Raw genomic sequence first — 16,254 nt, 5'->3', positions numbered from 1 at the left:
CATTTCATGAAGATCGAGGGCGGGTGCCACTGTGGCGCCATCACCTACAAGGCCGAGGTTGACCCCGAAAAGACGGCGATCTGCCATTGCACCGATTGCCAGAAGCTGACCGGAACGGCCTTCCGCGTCACGGTTCCGGTAGCGGAGGACAAGATCGCGTTTTCGGGTACGCCGAAGATTTACGTCAAGGTTGGCGAGAGCGGCAACAAGCGGGCGCAGGGCTTTTGCGCCGAATGCGGGTCGCATCTGTTTGCCACCTCCGTCGGCGACGGACCGAAAGTCTATGGCCTCAGGACGGGCACTTCCGACCAGCGCGAGCAACTGGTGCCGCGCAAGCAGGTTTGGCACCGCTCGGCGCTGCACTGGCTGCCCGAGTTCGACAGCATGGAGACGGTCGAGAGGCAGTCCTAGTCGCTCTCCTCGACCACCCGCAGCCTGAGCTGGCCGGTCTTGGAATCGGCGACACGGGCGTTTGGTGCTTGAGGTTTCGCGGCTTCGTCCGCCTCGCCGGGATGCGACGCGCCGAACTCCAGCGCCTCGATCTTTTCGCCGCGCTTGGTGACCTTGGACGACGACACCAGGATGTCGTCGATGTCCCTGCTGGCCTGGCCGAAATGCGTCTGCAGCTTGCGCACGCGCTCGTCGAGGCGGCCGACGTCTTCCATCAGGCGGATGACCTCGCCCTGGATCAGGTGGGCCTGTTCGCGCATGCGGGCATCCTTGAGGATCGCCTGGATGACCTGGATCGACAGCATCAAAAGCGACGGCGAGACGATGACGATGCGGGCGCGGTGAGCGCGATGCACCAGCGATTCGAAATTCTCGTGGATCTCGGCGAAGATCGATTCCGAGGGCACGAACATGAAGGCGGTGTCCTGCGTCTCGCCCGATATCAGATATTTCTCCGAGATCGCCTTGATGTGGACCTCAAGGTCGCGCCGGAAGGCCTGGGCGGCATACTTTTGTGCATCCGCGGCACCCTCGACATCGGCTGCTGCGCGGATGGCGTTCCAGGCCTCGAGCGGGAACTTGGCGTCGATCACCAGTGACGGCGCGCCGTTCGGCATCTTGACCAGGCAGTCCGGGCGGTTGTTGTTCGACAGTGTCGCCTGGAATTCGTAGGCGCCAAGGGGCAGGCCGTCGGCAACGATCGTTTCCATGCGCGATTGGCCAAAGGCGCCGCGCGTCTGCTTGTTGGACAAGATCGCCTGCAACTGCACGACCTGGCCGGCGAGCGACTGGATGTTGCCCTGGGCAGTGTCGATGACGGCCAGCCGCTCCTGCAGCTTGGCCAGGCTGTCATGCGTCGACTTGGTCTGCTCGACCATGGTCTGGCCGATGCGGCCGGTCATCGCGTCGAGGCGCTGGCCGAGCGACTGGGTCAGTTCTGCCTGGCGCGCGCCGAAGATGTCGGCGACGGTGCCGAGCCGGCCCTGCATCTCCGCTTGCGCCTGCAGGATGCCGGCCATGCGCGCCTCGGCATCGCGGGCGTGGTCGGCGGCTTCGGCCGCAGCGACAGCGCGTGCCCTGGCCGAGCGCCACAGCGCGATCATCAGGACGGCGACCAGGGCGACAAACAGCAAGGCTGCGAATCCAAGCGCCTGGCCGAGCGTGATGATGGTGGCGCCAAGCTGGGCAATGGGGGCTGACAAGATGCCGGAAAGCTCGTTCATGGCGCGCACCATAACCGATTCGCACTGAAGGGTCAGATCAAAGCGGGAACATCGCCGCGTCAGACCAGTTGACGGTTTTCGTCCGGCATCTTAGTTGATGCGCATGACGATCAAGCCGCTCATCCTTCTTCCCGATCCGCTCCTGCGCGAGCAATCCAAGCCGGTCGAACGCATCGACGACGGTGTGCGCAAGTTCGCGCGCGACATGCTCGACACCATGTATGACGCGCCTGGCATTGGCCTCGCTGCGATCCAGGTTGGCGAGCCGCTCCGCATGCTGGTGATCGACCTTGCCAAGGAGGGCGAGGAGCCGGCGCCGCGCATCGTCATCAATCCCGAGATTCTGGCGAGCGGCGACGACCGTTCGATCTATGAAGAGGGCTGCCTGTCGATCCCCGACTATTACGCCGAGGTCGAACGCCCGGCGACGGTGCGAGTCAAGTATCTCGACGAGCATGGCAAAGCGCAGGAAGTGGAAGCAGATGGCCTGCTCGCCACCTGCCTGCAGCATGAGATCGACCATTTGAACGGCGTGCTGTTCATCGACTACATCTCCAAGCTCAAGCGCGACATGGTGATGAAGAAGTTCAAGAAGCTCGCCAAGGACCGTCCGCCGAGCCGCATGGTGGGGTGAGATCCCGACGGGCTTGACCTTAGGCACGTAAACCCGTTTGAAGCTATCGCCTGAACGGACGGCCGACGCCATCCGGGGCGTTGCGGGATAGCCAGAGCCGAATGAGCCTTCGTGTCATCTTCATGGGAACGCCGGATTTTTCCGTGCCGACGCTGCGCGCGATATCAGAGGCCGGGCACGAGGTCGTTGCCGTCTACAGCCAGCCGCCACGCGCCGCCGGCCGCCGCGGGCTTGAGCTGACACCGTCGCCGGTGCAGCGCGAAGCCGAGCGCCTTGGCATCGAGGTGCGCACGCCGCTGTCGCTGAAAAGCGCGGCCGAGCAGGCCGCGTTTGCCGACCTCAAGGCGGATGTCGCCGTGGTTGTCGCTTACGGCCTGCTGTTGCCAAAGGCCATTCTAGAGGGCACGCGACTCGGCTGCTACAACGGCCATGCCTCGCTTCTGCCGCGCTGGCGCGGGGCGGCTCCGATCCAGCGCGCCATCATGGCGGGCGACGCTGAAACCGGCATGATGATCATGCGGATGGAAGAGGGGTTGGACACCGGACCGGTGGCGCGACTTGAAAAAGTCGCGATTGGACCCGACATGACAGCTGGCGCGTTGCACGATCGTCTGATGGCGGTGGGTGCTTCGCTGATGGTACAAGCACTGGCGGAACTCGAAGCGGGCAGGCTGGAAACGGCGTCCCAGGCCAGCGAAGGCGTGACCTACGCCAAAAAAATCGATAAAGCGGAGACGCGGATCGATTGGACCTTGCCGGCAACGGCGGTCGACAACAATATCCGCGGCCTGTCGCCATTTCCCGGCGCGTGGTGCGAAATCGAAATCGGCGGACGAGCCGAGCGCTTGAAAATATTGCGCTCGCAACGTGCCGCTGGACAAGGAGAGCCGGGAACGGTTCTCGACGACCGGTTGGAGATTGCCTGCGGCGAAGCTGCCGTCAGGCTGGTCGAGGTACAAAGGGCGGGAGGAAAACCCGTCACCGCGGATGAATTCCTGCGCGGTGCCAAGATCGAAAAAGGAATGAAGTTGTCATGAGCATGATGTCGATCCGGGCGGCTACGCCCCGCGACCGCGAGGCGATCCGCCTCGTTGAAGAACACGCCTTCGGGCAGCAGGCCGAGGCTGGTCTCGTCGACGCACTGGTCGCCGAAGGCGACGCGGTCGTCGAACTGGTGGCCGAAGAGGATGGCGACGTTGTCGGCCATATCCTGTTTTCCAGGCTCTATGTCCAGAACGGCGGCAAGACCGTTCCGGCGGTCGCGCTTGCACCGCTGGCAGTCGAGCCCGATTTCCACGGCACCGGCATCGGCGGCGCGCTGATCCGCGAAGCCCATATCCGCCTCAAGGATGCCGGCGAGACGCTGGCCGTGGTGCTTGGCGATCCGGCCTATTACGGCCGCTTCGGTTATGCGCATGATCGCGCGGCGAAGTTCGAGAGCGATTACCAGTGCGAGGCGCTGCAGGCGCTGGCCTGGGGCGATGCACCCGAGACCGGCAAGCTGGTCTACGCCTCGGCGTTCGGTACGGCTCTGGCCGCGTAACGCGGCCGGAGTTCTTGCAGCACATGCCGCGCTATCGACTCGATCTCGAATATGACGGTCGCGCCTATGCCGGATGGCAGCGGCAGGCCGGCCTGCACACGGTACAGGCGGCGATCGAGCAGGCGATCCTGAAATTTTCTGGCGACGAGATCTCGTTGCGCGGTGCCGGCCGCACCGATGCCGGCGTGCACGCCACCGCGCAGGTGGCCCATGCCGACCTGACCAAGGCTTGGGCCAACGACAAGGTTCGCGACGCCGTCAACGCGCATCTGCAGGCCGCGGGCGAGACGGTGGCGGTGCTTGTGGCACAGCAGGTGCCTGATGAGTTCGATGCCCGCTTCTCGGCTAAAGGACGTCATTACATCTACCGCATCCTCAATCGCCGGGCGCCTGCTGCCCTTGAGCGCGGCAAGGTCTGGTGGGTGCCCAAGCGCCTCGACCACGAGGCCATGGCCGAGGCCGCCAAGCTCTTGCTCGGCCGGCACGACTTCACCACTTTCCGCTCGACCCAGTGCCAGGCCAACAGTCCGCTGCGGACGCTCGCCCAACTCGACGTGACGCGTATTGACGACGTGATCGAGGTCAGGACGTCGGCGCGCTCGTTCCTGCACAATCAGGTCCGCTCGATGGTCGGCAGCCTGAAGCGTGTCGGCGAGGGCGGCTGGAGTGCTAGCGACCTCCAGGCAGCGCTGGAGGCGCGCGATCGTGCGGCCTGCGGCCAGGTCGCCCCGCCCGACGGGCTCTATCTCAGCGGCGTCGACTATTAAGCCACGATCCTAGTAAAGCGGCTGCGCCATGTGTTTGGGCGCCGGCCAGTCCTGGGTGATGCCGGGCTGCACTGGCCGTTCCAGATAGGTCGACAGCACGACATAGCTGCGTGTCGAGGTTACGCCCGGCGTGTCGTAGAGGCGCGCAAGAAGCCCTTCGAGCGCGCGCGTGTCCTCGGTCCGCACCTTGAGCAGCAGGCAGGCGTCGCCGGCAACGGTGTGTATCTCCTCGACCTCAGGAAACGACGAAACGGCCATCAGTTCGGGTGTCTTGCCCCAGCCCCTTGTGTCGACATGGACGAAGGCCAGCAAGGGCTTGCCCATCGCCTTGGGATCCGGCATCGCCACGGTCTGGCGGATGGCGCCTGACCGGCGCAAGCGCTTGACCCGCTCGTGTGCTGCCGGCGCCGACAGGCCGGCTTTTTCGCCCAGCTCGGCGTAGGAGACTGTCGCGTCCTCGACCAGGACGCCTAACAGCCTTCGGTCGGCCGCGTCGACCGTGCGCTCCGGCAAACGGTTCTGCCGAATGGTGTCTGTTTCTTCATCCATCGGGAAATTCTCCGTTGAAGCTGAATATCATTCGGCGAATATGCGCTCATGTCGAACTATGATCAATTGTTACCTGCCCTTGCCGAACCCGTGGCCCGCATCCCCAGGGCCGCCTATCTGCTGACGGGCTGCATTGCCGTCATCGGCTCCAATTCGCTGGTCCTCGGACCGATCGCGCCCGAGGTGGCGGTCGGCTTCGGCAGTTCCGTGCCCATGGTCATGACGGCCGCGTCGGCATTCGGATTGGGCACCGCGGCGAGCGCCCTGTTCCTCGCCCGCTACATCGACCGCTTCGGCGCCAAGCGCATGCTGCAATGCGCGCTGGCGCTGCTGGCCGTAGCCCTTGTGGCGAGTGCTGCGGCACCTCAGGTCATCGTGCTGGTCGCAGCACAATTGATCGCCGGCATCGCTGCTGGCATCGCACTGCCGGCGATCTATGCCAGCGCCGCCGCGATTGCGCCGCCAGGTCGGGAAAGTGGAACCATCGGCGTGGTGCTGACCGGCTGGACGCTGTCCATGGTTGCCGGCGTATCGCTGTCGGCGGTGCTCGCCGACCTCTTTCACTGGCGCGCGGTATTTGCAGCAGTGGCACTGCTCGCTGCCATCGCGCTTGTGGCGATTTCAGCGATGTCTGCGGACGACAAGCCTGCCGGAGGTGTCGCGCCCGCGCCGCTGGGGGCGCTGGCAACGCCTGGAATCGTGCCGCTGCTGATTGCCTGCGGTGCCTTCATGACGGCGTTCTACAGTGTCTATGGCTATCTGGGTGATCATCTGCACCAGGCGCTCGGCCGGCCGGTCAGCGCCAACGGCCTGGCGGCCATTTCCTACGGCATCGGTTTCGGTGCCGCGGCACTGCTCGACGGCATCGTCGACCGGCTCGGTGCCCGGCGTGTCATGCCGATCGCCTATCTCGGCGTGGCGGTAATCTATGTGCTGATATCAGCCGTTGCAGGCAATTTTGCCGTGCTGATCGCCACCATGGCCTTGTGGGGGCTGGGCAACCATTTCGGGCTGAACGTGCTGGTCATGCGCCTGTCGATGCTCGACCCTGGCAGGCGTGGCACCATCATGGGGCTGAACAGCGCGGTGACCTATCTCGCCGTGTCGGTCGGCACCACCGCTTTCGGCCCGCTCTACGCCAGTTACGGCTTTGCCGCTTCGGCTGTCGTCGCAGCTGTGCTGATGCTGGTTGCCGCCGCGGCTGCCTGGCGCTGAGGTCGGCGTGCCCGCTGCCCGTTGGGCTGATCAGCTCTGGAGTTCGATCCCGAGCAGCGCCTGCAGCGAAAACAGCACGAGCAGGGAAACGAAGAACATGCCGGTGAAGACGGCCGATCCGATGGCGGCACCTTTGCCGATCGTCGCATTGGTCATGCGCCAGGTGAACACCATCGCCAAGCCGAAGACTGCCAACGACAGCAGGTTGGTGAAGTTCTCCGCAGCCGGAAACAGCATGCGCGAAAGGGCTGCCGGCAACATCAGCCAGGCGATGATCGCCGACGTCCAGTTGCTGGCGACCACATAGTGGACGAAGCGGTCGCCGATGCCGGCGCGCGGCGCCACAAGCGCAAGCGCGATCAGCGGCAATACCCAGGCGCCGATGTCGACCGTGGCCAGCCGCACGACGATGCCGAAGCGCCCGGCGAAGGTTGCCGTTTGCAGTGCAACCTCGTTTGAAACCCCGACCCAGCCGACGATCAGCGCCGGTATCGCAATCACAATGGCGAAGAATGAGTTCCAGAAGCCATCTGCACTGAGATCGAGCAGGCGCAGGCCATCGGCCTTGCCCAGCATCAGCCGCCAGGCGCCCGCAAGATTTTGCTCGATGTCGTCGGTTGCCAGCATGACGGCTTTTCGTCACCCGAACCAGTCTGCGAGGAACTGCTGGTAGACCTGTGTCAGCATCTCCAGTTCGGCAAGCGGCACGCGCTCGTCGACCATATGCATGGTCTTGCCCACCAGGCCGAATTCGACAACCGGACAATAGTTCTTGATGAAGCGCGCATCTGATGTGCCGCCGGTGGTCGACAGCTTGGGCTGGCGGCCGGTGACCGTCTTGATGGAACCGGCCAGCGCGTCGATCAGCTTGTCGTTGCGGGTCAGGAAGACATGGCTTGGCCGATCACGCCAGATGAGCTCGAACTCGATCGGTTCCTTGCGCCCGGCGCGGTACTTCTTGCGCCCACTCGCCTTGTCCAGGCGGTTGTGAATCTCCGCCTGCAGTGTCTCGTCGGTCCAGCTGTCGTTGTAGCGGATGTTGAATGTCGCCGTTGCCTTGGCCGCAATGACGTTGGTGGCCGCATTGCCGACATCGAAGGTGGTGACTTCGAGGTTGGACGGCTGGAAATCCTTGGTGCCCTTGTCGAAAACCGGGTTGAGCAGCGCATCGACCAGCGTCATCAGCCCGCGCACGGGATTGTCGGCCAGATGCGGATAGGCGACGTGGCCCTGGCGGCCATGGACGGTGATCGTCGCCGACAGCGAGCCGCGGCGGCCGATCTTGATCATGTCGCCGAGCGCGTCGGGATTTGTCGGCTCGCCGACCAGCGAGGCATCCCACTTCTCGCCGCGCGCCGCAGCCCATTCGAGCAGCTTCACCGTACCGTTGATCGAGGGGCCTTCCTCGTCGCCGGTGATCAGCAGCGAAACCGAGCCCTTGGGACCGCCATTTGCCGCGACGTGGCGGGCGACAGCGGCAACGAAGCAGGCGATGCCGCCCTTCATGTCGACCGCGCCGCGCCCGTACATCTCGCCATTGGCGACCGCTCCGGAGAAGGGCGGATGCGTCCAGGCCGCCTCGTCGCCGACCGGCACGACGTCGGTATGGCCGGCAAACATCAGATGCGGCCCATTGCCCGAGCGACGGGCATAGAGGTTCTCGATGTCGGGCGTGCCGTCCTCGGAGAAGGTCGGGCGGTCGACAGCGAAGCCGAGCGGCTTCAGCATGGTCTCAAGTGCCGTCAGCGCACCACCCTCGGCTGGCGTAACCGACGGGCAGCGGATGAGGGCGGCGAGGTTCTCGGCGGGATCTGTAGGCAGCTTCATGGCGACAGCGATAATCGAATCGCCGGTTCCTGTCACGACGGTCGATTGTACCAGCGACCTCGGCCTCCAGCTTCGCAAAAGCGTGACGTGAACTCGAGCCGCCCTGCGGAAAGGCCACGGCGCGGTCGAGCGCCTGCGGTAGCGGCGGCCGACGACACCAGCGATTTTAAGCCTGTTCTTAAGTCTCCTGCAATCAGCGACTGCTATTGTCGAGGCATGAGAATCGCCACGATCACCCATTGGGCCTACGGCATCACTGTCGTCCTGACGGCGCTTTCCGGCGTTTCGTTCATCCTGTCGTCCAACAGCGCCCTCCAGGAGCGTGCTGCGGCCGAAGAACATCTGACACTCGACACACTGACCGAAGAACTCGCCCTTGGCGCTGAAGTCCGCAGCGACGAGGCGAGACTTTACGTGATGCGTGGCGAGGAGCGTCATCTCCAGGCATTCCGCACGCAAGAGGTTGCGGAACGGCGGCTGGAGGTTGTCACGTCGGAACTGGCGGCACGCGATCCAGCGCCGGCGGAGGTGGCGGCGATACAGGCGATCGATGGCCAGGCGGAGGAATTGGACAAGATCGAAGCCGCCGCCATCGAAGCGTACCAGAATGGCAACAAGGCGGCCGCGCAGGAGGCCCTCTTCGGCGCCGAGCACGAAAGGGTCCAGAATGTGCTGCTTCAGACGGTCGCCCATCTTCGCGACCTGACCGCGGCGCGCACGACTGCAACACTCGATGCGGCTCGCGAGCGCAGCAACTGGTGGAGCCTTGTCGCCAAGATCATGCTGGCGACCACAGGGGCGCTGTTTCTGGCGGTGCTCTATTTCGTTCTCAGCCGACGGGTGGCGACGCCGCTGCGCCACATGACCGGGATCGTCAGCCGGCTGGCCAGGCAGGATTACAGCGTCGAGCTCCCGATCCATCGTCGGGCCGACGAAATCGGCGAGATGAGCGACGCGATCGAGGGCTTCCGTACAAACCTGATCGAGCGCGAAAAGCTCGACGCCGAACGGTTTGCCGACCAGCATATGAAAGACCTCATCCTCCAGATGATGCACCGCGTGCAGGCATGCCGTGACCAGGTGGAACTGACTGATGTGATCGTGCGCTTTGCGCCCCAGATTTTCCCTGAGCTTGCCGGCGGCCTTTATGTCCTCAACGAAGGCAAGACAGCATTGGCACGCGTCGGCCTGTGGCTTGATCCGGAACATTCCGCGTCGGAGTTTCCAGCCACCGCATGCTGGGGCCTGCGGCGCGGACGCTCGCATCATAGTGGCGTCAATGGCGCTGACGTTCCGTGCCAGCATGTAGATCCGCCAGGGGTGGCGACGCTCTGTGTTCCGCTCACGGCCCAAGGCGACATGATCGGGCTGCTCTATCTCGAAGAGCGCGAAGATGGCGCGCTCGAGCCGGCAGGGCCGCGGCTTTATCTCGAACTGATCGCCGAGAATGTCGGCCTCGCCATTGCCAATCTACAATTGCAAGAAAAGCTGACCGCACTTGCCGTGAGCGATCCGCTCACCGGCCTGTTCAACCGTCGGTTCCTCGACGAGACGCTGCGGCGGCACGCCCGGGACCGCAGGGACGAGCCGCTCGCCTGCCTGATGATCGACATCGACCATTTCAAGCGCTTCAACGACCAGTTCGGCCATGACGCGGGCGATCTCGTCATGCAATTCGTCGGGCAGTCCCTGCGCGAAGCCTGCGCGTCTGCTGGCGATGCCTTCCGCTTCGGCGGCGAAGAGTTTACGGCACTTCTGCCGTCCTTTGGCGAGGCGGACGCCGTGGCGCTTGCCGACATGCTGCGCGACAAGATCGGCGGCGTCGCACTCTCCCATGCCGGCCAGGTTCTCGGCGCGGTCTCCGTATCCGTAGGCGTGGCAGCTTCGCCCACGGGCGGTTCGGTCGAGACACTTGTGACGCGCGCCGATGCCGCCCTGCTGGAAGCGAAAGCCGGCGGCCGCGACCGGACCATCGCCGCAAGCAAGATCAGAAAGTCTGCCTGAGGCGCTGCTCAGCGCATGTCGACGTTAGACGATGCCATGTTCTGGAGCATTGTCAGGCGGGGGCTGCCGTTGCTTATAGGAGGCTGCGGGAGGGCCTATGGCCAAGGACCATCAGTCTATCGTCATTGCAGGCGCCGGCAGCATTGGTTGCCACGCCGGGGCGTGCCTGGCGCTGGCCGGGCGTGAAGTGACCCTGTTGGCTCGGTCTCGCGTCGCTGACGCGATCAATGCCGGCGGCCTGCGGGTCAGCGATATCGATGGCTTTGATCGCCTGCTAGGCGATGGTGCCATCCCGCTCACGGTCGACCCCTCGGTGCTTTCGCACGCCGATGTCGTGCTGGTTGCGGTGAAGAGCAGCGACACCGCCGCCATGGCCGAGCTTGTCGCCCGGCACACGCCGGAAAGTGCCGTCGTCGTCAGCCTGCAGAACGGCATCGACAACGTCGCCCGGCTCCGGGCTGCACTCGGCCGACGCCGGGTTGTCGCCGGCATGGTGCCGTTCAACGTCGTCCAGTCGGCAGCAGGCGAGTTGCCGCTGCATGTTCACCGCGCCAGTGCCGGCACGGTGCTGATCGAAGCGGGTGACGAGAGCCTGCGCAAGCTGCTCGACGTTGAGGGCTTTGCGGTTGCGACCCACGCCGACATGCCGGCTGTCCAGTGGGGCAAGCTCTTGATGAACCTCAACAACGCCCTTGTCGCGCTGTCCGGTCTACCCCTGGCGGCACAATTGGCTGATGCCAGATGGCGGCGCATCCTAGCCGGGCAGATCGACGAGGCGCTGGCGGCGATGAAGGCAAATGGCATCGTACCGGCCAAAGTGGCGGCGGTGCCGCCTGCGCTGCTGCCAACCGTGCTGCGCGTGCCTGACTGGCTGTTCCTGCGCCTGGCGCGGCGCATGCTGGCGATAGACCCGATGGCACGGTCGTCGATGTGGGAGGACCTCGAGCGGCGCCGGCCGACCGAGATCGACGCTCTGCAAGGCGTCATCCTTGGGCTCGCACGCAAGGCCGGCACAGGCGCAGCACAAACCCAGCGTATCGTCGCGCTGGTGCGTGATGCCGAAGCCAGGGGCAAGGGTTCGCCCAGGTTGAAGCCTGAGCAGATCTAGCGGCGGGCCGTTTCGATCATCGTGATCTTCTGCCAGATCTTGCGCGACAGGTTCGAGCCGAGCTCTTCGATGTCGTTGACCGTCTTCATCACCACGTCGTCATTGACCGATTGCGCGAACAAAGCGGCGAGCTTGCCGGTCAGCGACAGCATCTCGGAGCAGTAGTCGAGATAGCGTGCGAGGTCGGCGGCCTTGGTGATCCGCGCTGGCGAATGCGCGGTCGGACTAAAGCTGTCCGACAATGCAGCAGGATCCTTGGTCAGCTGGTGCATGTCGATGACGTGGATCAGCGAGCGCAGCCCGTGCAACTGCCTGAACGTTCGCTTGCGCTTGATGTGTTCTTCGGTGCGGATCAGCGCGAGGAAGCCCAGCGCAGCGAGGATCAGCGTGTTGAGCGAAGCCTCGATGCCTTGCACAAAGTCGAAGGCCCCGGTCGAAATGCGATCGAACGACAGGATCGTGCCGATGAACAGGAAAACGCCGGTACCGGTGGCGATGGCAAGGCCGATCAAGATTCGCAGCCACCAGATCGGCTGCTCCAGTGCTTTTGCCGAAGCGGCGAGGTCACCTGCCAGTCGAACCAGTTCCTGGCTCACGCGAGCCAGCCCGGCATCGGGAAAGCGCTCGGTGATGCGCTGGCTCAGCGTTTCGGCCGTTGCGATGATCTTGGCTGGGTCGAGCGTTCTGTAGGACATCGCCCCCCGGCCCTTCGCCTGCGGTTATTGTGGCGCGTTGGTATGATTGCCGAACTGGTTCGGTCCAGGCGTGCCCGGGAACAAACACAGCGCGATGAAGGCAAAGATCGAAACCACCGGGATGAACAGCGCTACGGCGAACAGGCCGGGCTTGTCGAAATCGTGCAGGCGTTTGACGCTGAAGGCGATATGCGCCCACAGGAAGATCAGGAAGGTCAGACCAAACAGCACCGACCAGACCTGGGCTGCGCCGCTTTCCGGGTGCACGCGCATGAACTGGTAGAGCGGGAACGACATCACCACCAGCATGAACAGGAAGCCGAGCAGATAGGCCGCGCGGTTGACGCGACCCGAGAAGCGAAAGAACAACCAGAAAAGCTGGGATTTGTCAGGCAAGAGGGTCCGGTCCGAATTGGTTGGCGCCCCTGGTGCCTTCGAGGATGCCAAGTTCGACCAGGATCCAGATGGCGCCGATGACGGGCACGAGTGCGATCAGGCTCCACCAGCCCGACTTGTCGCGGTCATGCCAGCGTTTGGCATAGATTGCCAGCGCGAAATAGATCATCCCGATCGTGACGATGATGCTGATGACGCCGGCGCCCGAATCGCCGATGTCGAGCCCGAGCATCATGTCGAGCAGCTTGGCGACGATGCTGATGGCGATCATGACGCCGATGCCGGCCCAGAACTTGGCGCGGTTGATGCGACCATCGAAGCTGGTCAGAAGATATTTCCAGTCCATGTCACCCCTCCGAAGCTGAAATACTGGCGCGCACCTCGCGCGCCAGCCCGACGTTGCTTCGGATTCAGGGAAAGATCAATCTCTGAGCAATTCGTTGATCGAGGTCTTGGAACGGGTCTTGGCATCGACACGCTTGACGATGACGGCGCAGTAGAGGCTCGGGCCGGCATCGCCATTGGGCAGCGGCTTGCCGGGCAGGGAGCCTGCGACGACCACCGAATTGGCCGGCACTTCGCCGTAGAACACCTCGCCAGTGGCGCGGTCGACGATCTTGGTCGACTGGCCGATGAACACGCCCATGCCGAGCACCGAGCCTTCGCGCACGATGCAGCCCTCGACGACTTCCGAACGCGCGCCGATGAAGCAATTGTCCTCGATGATCGTCGGGCCGGCCTGCATCGGCTCGAGCACGCCGCCAATGCCGACGCCGCCGGACAGATGCACGTTCTTGCCGATCTGGGCACAGGAGCCGACCGAGGCCCAGGTGTCGACCATCGTGCCGGTGTCGACATAGGCGCCGACATTGACGAAGGACGGCATCAGCACCGCACCTGGGGCAACGAAGGCCGACTTGCGCACGACGGCCGAAGGCACGGCGCGGAAGCCGGCCTTTTCGAAGTCGACAGCGCCCCAGCCGTCGAACTTGGACGGCACCTTGTCCCACCACGAGGCGCCGCCGGGCGCACCCGAAATCAGCTCCATCGGGTTGAGGCGGAACGACAGCAGCACCGCCTTCTTGAGCCACTGGTTGACCTGCCATTTGCCATCGTCCTGACGCTGCGCGACACGCGCAGTGCCCTTGTCCAAAAGGTCGAGCGCGATCTCGATGGCTTCGCGGACTTCGCCTCGGGTTGACGTCGAAATGCCGTCACGTTCCTCGAACGCCCGATCGATGGTCTTTTCCAGGCTGGCGAGATCGGGCTTCGACATAAACATCTCCGTTACGTGCCGTTAAGGTTAAGGCTTCTAAGCTGGCATAAAATCGCGCGGACCCTATTTCAGGCTTATCTGGGGGTCAATCGCGGTGACGCCGCGGAATGTCGCGGGCAACGAAATTTGAGGTCGAGCATATAATGAATCCAATGGACAAGGCTGGCTGGACGCCGCTGCCGCACTCCGACGAGGATCTGGAGCGTTCCAAGAGCGTGCCCGATACGCCGCAGACACGCGCCTCGACCTACAGGCTGGCCTGGAACGACGAAGACTTCATGACCCAGCGCGACCTGCGCCCGGTGCGGCTGCAGCTCGAACTGCTCAAGACCGAGATGATCCTCGCCGAACGCGGTATCCGCTCGACGGTCATCCTGTTCGGCGGCGCGCGCATCCCGGAACCGGGCGGCGAAGCCTGGGCGGCGAAAAACGAGACGCAGCGCAAGAACCTCGAGGCCAACAGCCGCTACTACGAGGAAGCGCGCAAGTTTGCCCGCCTCTGCTCGCAGCATTCTGCCGCGTCCTATTATCGTGAGTTCGTCGTCGTCACCGGGGGTGGTCCCGGCGTCATGGAAGCGGGCAACCGCGGCGCCGACGATGTCGGAGCACCCTCCATCGGTCTCAACATCGTTTTGCCGCACGAGCAGGCGCCCAATGCCTATGTGACGCCGGAGCTGTGTTTCAATTTTCACTATTTCGCCATCCGCAAGATGCATTTCGTCATGCGCGCCAAGGCTGTCGCCGTATTCCCCGGCGGTTTCGGCACGATGGATGAGTTCTTCGAGACGTTGACGCTGATTCAGACCGGACGCATGGAGCGCGTGCCGGTCATCCTGTTTGGCAAGTCATTTTGGGAGCGGGCGATCGATCTCGATTTCCTCGCCGACCAGGGCACCATCACGCCGGGTGACCAGGACATCATCGACTTTGTCGACACCGCCGACGAGGCCTGGGACATCATCGCCAAATTCTACAGCCTTTGAGCCGGCGTCCATCGGCCTCGGCCGGTGGACCAGCGTCACCAGCACGAATGAAATGATCATCAACAGATACCAGGCGCCGAGCTTCTGGATCGAAACCGGCGTCCATCCGTCGTGCTGGCCGGGATAGATCCAGGCGCGCGACCAGGTGCCGATGTTTTCGGCGAACCAGATGAACAGTGCGACCAAAAGGAAGCCGAGCAGCAGCGGCATGCGATGGCGAAAGCGGAAGACGCGGTAGTGCACGACAGTGCGGAAGTAGAGCACTGCCGTGATGGCAAACAGTCCATAGCGGATGTCGATGATGAAATGGTGGGCGAAGAAGTTGACATAGATCGCTGCGCACAAAAGCACCGTCGCCCATAGCGGCGGATAGAAGGTGTAGCGCATGTCGAAGATGCGGCTGACGCGGGCGAGGTAGGAGCCAACCGCCGCATACATGAAGCCGGAAAACAACGGCACGCCGCCGAGGCGGAAGAAGTTCTCTTCCGGATAGACCCACGAGCCGGCCGAAGTCTTGAAGATCTCCATCACTGTTCCGACGATGTGGAAGATCAGGATGACCTTGGCCTCGGATGGCTTTTCCAGCCGCAAAGCCAGCATGGCCAATTGGATGGCAACCGCCGAGACGAACAGGAAGTCGTAGCGCGCCAGCCCCGATTCGTGCGGCCACCACAGCTTGGTCGCCATGATCAGCGCCAGCATGGCGCCGCCGAACAGGCAGGCCCAGGCCTGCTTCAGCCCGAAGACAAGGAACTCGACAAGCGTCCCGTAGAAGCCTCCGCGGGGCAAGCGGTCGAGCACGGCATGTGCCGCCGCATCGATCCGCGCCTCGACGGAAGTGAAGCGGCTCAAGCGGCGTTGGCCTCGACGATCGTCGTCAGGAAGGTCGCGAGATCGTCGGTGACGAAGTCGACGTCGTCCTCGTGGGTCGGGTCGCTTTCCCAGATCTCGGAGAAGGTCGGCTCGAAGTTGCGCGGCACGATCAGCACCGTGGTCATACCGAGCGATTTAGGCACCGAGAGATTGCGCGCCAGGTCCTCGAACATCACCGCGTTGGCGCCGGTGACCTTGTGCAGCGCGGCGAAGGTCTCGTAGGGCTGGCGTGCCGGCTTGGGTGTCAAACCGGCAGCGACGATATCGAAGATGTCGTCGAAATGATCAAGGATGCCCAACTGGCGCGCGGTGCGCTCGGCGTGGCTGCGGTTGCCGTTGGTGAAGATGAACTTGCGCCCCGGCAACTGGCGGATGGCGGCGCCCAGCACTGGGTCTGGAACCAGCCAGGAATAGTCGATGTCGTGGACATGTTCGAGGAACGCGTCGGGATCGATGTTGTGGCGCTGCATCAGCCCGTTCAGCGTCGTGCCGTATTCCAGGTAGAGCTCTTTTTGCAGCTTGCGCGCGTCCTCGCGCGACAGCGTCAAAAGCTCCGCGACATAACCCGTCATCTTCACGTCGATCTGCGAAAACAGATTCGAATGGTGCGGATACAGCGTGTTGTCGAGGTCGAAGACCCAGTCGGTGACGTGGTCGAAGCGGGCGGGATCGGGAATATCGGTCATAACGCCCCTTATGGCACGGTTCGAG

At 63.7% G+C, this 16,254-nt stretch carries 18 protein-coding genes and 1 pseudogene; 9 read left to right on the top strand and 10 right to left on the bottom strand.

Annotated features, from left to right (window positions below; genetic code table 11):
* The first annotated feature begins 6 nt into the window (after positions 1-6).
* Complete coding sequence (locus ACHMW7_RS26485) at positions 7-411, top strand: GFA family protein (protein ID WP_395448361.1); 405 nt, start codon at positions 7-9, stop codon at positions 409-411.
* Here ACHMW7_RS26485 and ACHMW7_RS26480 read toward each other — a convergent pair.
* Entirely contained in the window at positions 408-1,673 is a 1,266-nt protein-coding gene (locus ACHMW7_RS26480; protein ID WP_395448360.1) for a DNA recombination protein RmuC, read from the bottom strand. The genes ACHMW7_RS26485 and ACHMW7_RS26480 overlap by 4 nt on opposite strands.
* A gap of 103 nt (positions 1,674-1,776) precedes the next feature.
* On the opposite strand from ACHMW7_RS26480, the gene def reads away from it, so the two are divergent.
* From def to truA, 4 genes are all read left to right on the top strand, one after another.
* Positions 1,777-2,307 (top strand): peptide deformylase, encoded by a 531-nt coding sequence (def, locus tag ACHMW7_RS26475; RefSeq protein WP_395451449.1) that lies wholly within the window; start codon positions 1,777-1,779, stop codon positions 2,305-2,307.
* A gap of 101 nt (positions 2,308-2,408) precedes the next feature.
* Entirely contained in the window at positions 2,409-3,344 is a 936-nt protein-coding gene (gene fmt / locus ACHMW7_RS26470) for a methionyl-tRNA formyltransferase (RefSeq protein WP_395448359.1), read from the top strand.
* The gene (locus ACHMW7_RS26465) at positions 3,341-3,850 is read left to right on the top strand and encodes a GNAT family N-acetyltransferase (protein ID WP_395448358.1); all 510 of its coding nucleotides are present in this window, start codon (positions 3,341-3,343) and stop codon (positions 3,848-3,850) included. Before fmt ends, ACHMW7_RS26465 begins: the two co-directional genes overlap by 4 nt.
* Positions 3,851-3,873: 23 nt before the next feature.
* Positions 3,874-4,617: a tRNA pseudouridine(38-40) synthase TruA gene (gene truA, locus ACHMW7_RS26460; RefSeq protein ID WP_395448357.1), complete on the top strand. Its 744-nt coding sequence runs from the start codon at positions 3,874-3,876 to the stop codon at positions 4,615-4,617.
* A 9-nt stretch (positions 4,618-4,626) separates the two neighbouring features.
* On the opposite strand, the gene ACHMW7_RS26455 is transcribed toward truA, so the two are convergent.
* The gene (locus tag ACHMW7_RS26455) at positions 4,627-5,166 is read right to left on the bottom strand and encodes an Lrp/AsnC family transcriptional regulator (RefSeq protein WP_395448356.1); all 540 of its coding nucleotides are present in this window, start codon (positions 5,164-5,166) and stop codon (positions 4,627-4,629) included.
* A gap of 48 nt (positions 5,167-5,214) precedes the next feature.
* Between ACHMW7_RS26455 and ACHMW7_RS26450 the strand changes: the two genes are divergently transcribed.
* Positions 5,215-6,381: an MFS transporter gene (locus ACHMW7_RS26450; protein ID WP_395448355.1), complete on the top strand. Its 1,167-nt coding sequence runs from the start codon at positions 5,215-5,217 to the stop codon at positions 6,379-6,381.
* A 30-nt stretch (positions 6,382-6,411) separates the two neighbouring features.
* On the opposite strand, the gene ACHMW7_RS26445 is transcribed toward ACHMW7_RS26450, so the two are convergent.
* Complete coding sequence (locus ACHMW7_RS26445) at positions 6,412-7,008, bottom strand: transporter (protein WP_395448354.1); 597 nt, start codon at positions 7,006-7,008, stop codon at positions 6,412-6,414.
* Between the two features lie 12 nt (positions 7,009-7,020).
* Positions 7,021-8,208 carry a succinyl-diaminopimelate desuccinylase gene (gene dapE / locus ACHMW7_RS26440; protein WP_395448353.1) on the bottom strand — a complete coding sequence of 396 codons (1,188 nt, stop codon included), beginning with the start codon at positions 8,206-8,208 and terminating at the stop codon, positions 7,021-7,023.
* Positions 8,209-8,424: 216 nt separating this feature from the next.
* Here dapE and ACHMW7_RS26435 point away from each other — a divergent pair, with 216 nt between their 5' ends.
* Together ACHMW7_RS26435 and ACHMW7_RS26430 are read left to right on the top strand one after the other, a co-directional pair.
* A complete protein-coding gene (locus tag ACHMW7_RS26435; protein WP_395448352.1) occupies positions 8,425-10,212 on the top strand; it encodes a diguanylate cyclase in 1,788 nt (595 codons plus the stop codon).
* 97 nt (positions 10,213-10,309) lie between these two features.
* Positions 10,310-11,320 (top strand): 2-dehydropantoate 2-reductase, encoded by a 1,011-nt coding sequence (locus ACHMW7_RS26430; RefSeq protein ID WP_395448351.1) that lies wholly within the window; start codon positions 10,310-10,312, stop codon positions 11,318-11,320.
* Here ACHMW7_RS26430 and ACHMW7_RS26425 read toward each other — a convergent pair.
* The 4 genes from ACHMW7_RS26425 to dapD form a co-directional block, all read right to left on the bottom strand.
* Positions 11,317-12,015, bottom strand: a complete 699-nt coding sequence (locus ACHMW7_RS26425; RefSeq protein ID WP_395448350.1) for a hypothetical protein — start codon at positions 12,013-12,015, stop codon at positions 11,317-11,319. The genes ACHMW7_RS26430 and ACHMW7_RS26425 overlap by 4 nt on opposite strands.
* A 24-nt stretch (positions 12,016-12,039) precedes the next feature.
* Positions 12,040-12,411 carry a DUF805 domain-containing protein gene (locus tag ACHMW7_RS26420; protein WP_395448349.1) on the bottom strand — a complete coding sequence of 124 codons (372 nt, stop codon included), beginning with the start codon at positions 12,409-12,411 and terminating at the stop codon, positions 12,040-12,042.
* Positions 12,404-12,757, bottom strand: a complete 354-nt coding sequence (locus ACHMW7_RS26415; RefSeq protein ID WP_395448348.1) for a DUF805 domain-containing protein — start codon at positions 12,755-12,757, stop codon at positions 12,404-12,406. The genes ACHMW7_RS26420 and ACHMW7_RS26415 overlap by 8 nt, the downstream gene beginning before the upstream one ends.
* Positions 12,758-12,832: 75 nt before the next feature.
* Positions 12,833-13,687, bottom strand: a complete 855-nt coding sequence (gene dapD / locus ACHMW7_RS26410; RefSeq protein WP_395448347.1) for a 2,3,4,5-tetrahydropyridine-2,6-dicarboxylate N-succinyltransferase — start codon at positions 13,685-13,687, stop codon at positions 12,833-12,835.
* A 143-nt stretch (positions 13,688-13,830) separates the two neighbouring features.
* Between dapD and ACHMW7_RS26405 the strand changes: the two genes are divergently transcribed.
* The gene (locus ACHMW7_RS26405; RefSeq protein WP_108609491.1) at positions 13,831-14,670 is read left to right on the top strand and encodes an LOG family protein; all 840 of its coding nucleotides are present in this window, start codon (positions 13,831-13,833) and stop codon (positions 14,668-14,670) included.
* A gap of 3 nt (positions 14,671-14,673) precedes the next feature.
* Here ACHMW7_RS26405 and ACHMW7_RS26400 read toward each other — a convergent pair.
* Together ACHMW7_RS26400 and ACHMW7_RS26395 are read right to left on the bottom strand one after the other, a co-directional pair.
* Positions 14,674-15,522, bottom strand: a pseudogene (locus ACHMW7_RS26400) (DUF817 domain-containing protein); the annotation flags it as partial.
* Positions 15,519-16,229 carry a pyrimidine 5'-nucleotidase gene (locus ACHMW7_RS26395; protein ID WP_395448346.1) on the bottom strand — a complete coding sequence of 237 codons (711 nt, stop codon included), beginning with the start codon at positions 16,227-16,229 and terminating at the stop codon, positions 15,519-15,521. The gene ACHMW7_RS26395 and the pseudogene ACHMW7_RS26400, both read right to left, overlap by 4 nt.
* Positions 16,230-16,254: the final 25 nt, after the last annotated feature.

Origin of the sequence: Aminobacter sp. UC22_36, from assembly GCF_044056035.1 — a bacterium.
In the GTDB taxonomy this organism is placed as follows: domain Bacteria; phylum Pseudomonadota; class Alphaproteobacteria; order Rhizobiales; family Rhizobiaceae; genus Aminobacter.
The sequence above is the reverse complement of the archived record's forward strand: the minus strand, read 5'-3'. Positions and strand labels throughout refer to the sequence as shown.

Coding starts and splice junctions, on each gene's coding strand:
- ACHMW7_RS26430 (WP_395448351.1), top strand. CDS start 10,310: ATGGCCAAGGACCATCAGTCTATCGTCATTGCAGGCGCCGGCAGCATT.
- ACHMW7_RS26395 (WP_395448346.1), bottom strand. CDS start 16,229: ATGACCGATATTCCCGATCCCGCCCGCTTCGACCACGTCACCGACTGG.
- ACHMW7_RS26435 (WP_395448352.1), top strand. CDS start 8,425: ATGAGAATCGCCACGATCACCCATTGGGCCTACGGCATCACTGTCGTC.
- truA (WP_395448357.1), top strand. CDS start 3,874: ATGCCGCGCTATCGACTCGATCTCGAATATGACGGTCGCGCCTATGCC.
- ACHMW7_RS26425 (WP_395448350.1), bottom strand. CDS start 12,015: ATGTCCTACAGAACGCTCGACCCAGCCAAGATCATCGCAACGGCCGAA.
- dapE (WP_395448353.1), bottom strand. CDS start 8,208: ATGAAGCTGCCTACAGATCCCGCCGAGAACCTCGCCGCCCTCATCCGC.
- fmt (WP_395448359.1), top strand. CDS start 2,409: ATGAGCCTTCGTGTCATCTTCATGGGAACGCCGGATTTTTCCGTGCCG.
- ACHMW7_RS26455 (WP_395448356.1), bottom strand. CDS start 5,166: ATGGATGAAGAAACAGACACCATTCGGCAGAACCGTTTGCCGGAGCGC.
- ACHMW7_RS26480 (WP_395448360.1), bottom strand. CDS start 1,673: ATGAACGAGCTTTCCGGCATCTTGTCAGCCCCCATTGCCCAGCTTGGC.
- ACHMW7_RS26465 (WP_395448358.1), top strand. CDS start 3,341: ATGAGCATGATGTCGATCCGGGCGGCTACGCCCCGCGACCGCGAGGCG.
- ACHMW7_RS26485 (WP_395448361.1), top strand. CDS start 7: ATGAAGATCGAGGGCGGGTGCCACTGTGGCGCCATCACCTACAAGGCC.
- ACHMW7_RS26405 (WP_108609491.1), top strand. CDS start 13,831: ATGAATCCAATGGACAAGGCTGGCTGGACGCCGCTGCCGCACTCCGAC.
- def (WP_395451449.1), top strand. CDS start 1,777: ATGACGATCAAGCCGCTCATCCTTCTTCCCGATCCGCTCCTGCGCGAG.
- ACHMW7_RS26445 (WP_395448354.1), bottom strand. CDS start 7,008: ATGCTGGCAACCGACGACATCGAGCAAAATCTTGCGGGCGCCTGGCGG.
- ACHMW7_RS26415 (WP_395448348.1), bottom strand. CDS start 12,757: ATGGACTGGAAATATCTTCTGACCAGCTTCGATGGTCGCATCAACCGC.
- ACHMW7_RS26450 (WP_395448355.1), top strand. CDS start 5,215: ATGTCGAACTATGATCAATTGTTACCTGCCCTTGCCGAACCCGTGGCC.
- dapD (WP_395448347.1), bottom strand. CDS start 13,687: ATGTCGAAGCCCGATCTCGCCAGCCTGGAAAAGACCATCGATCGGGCG.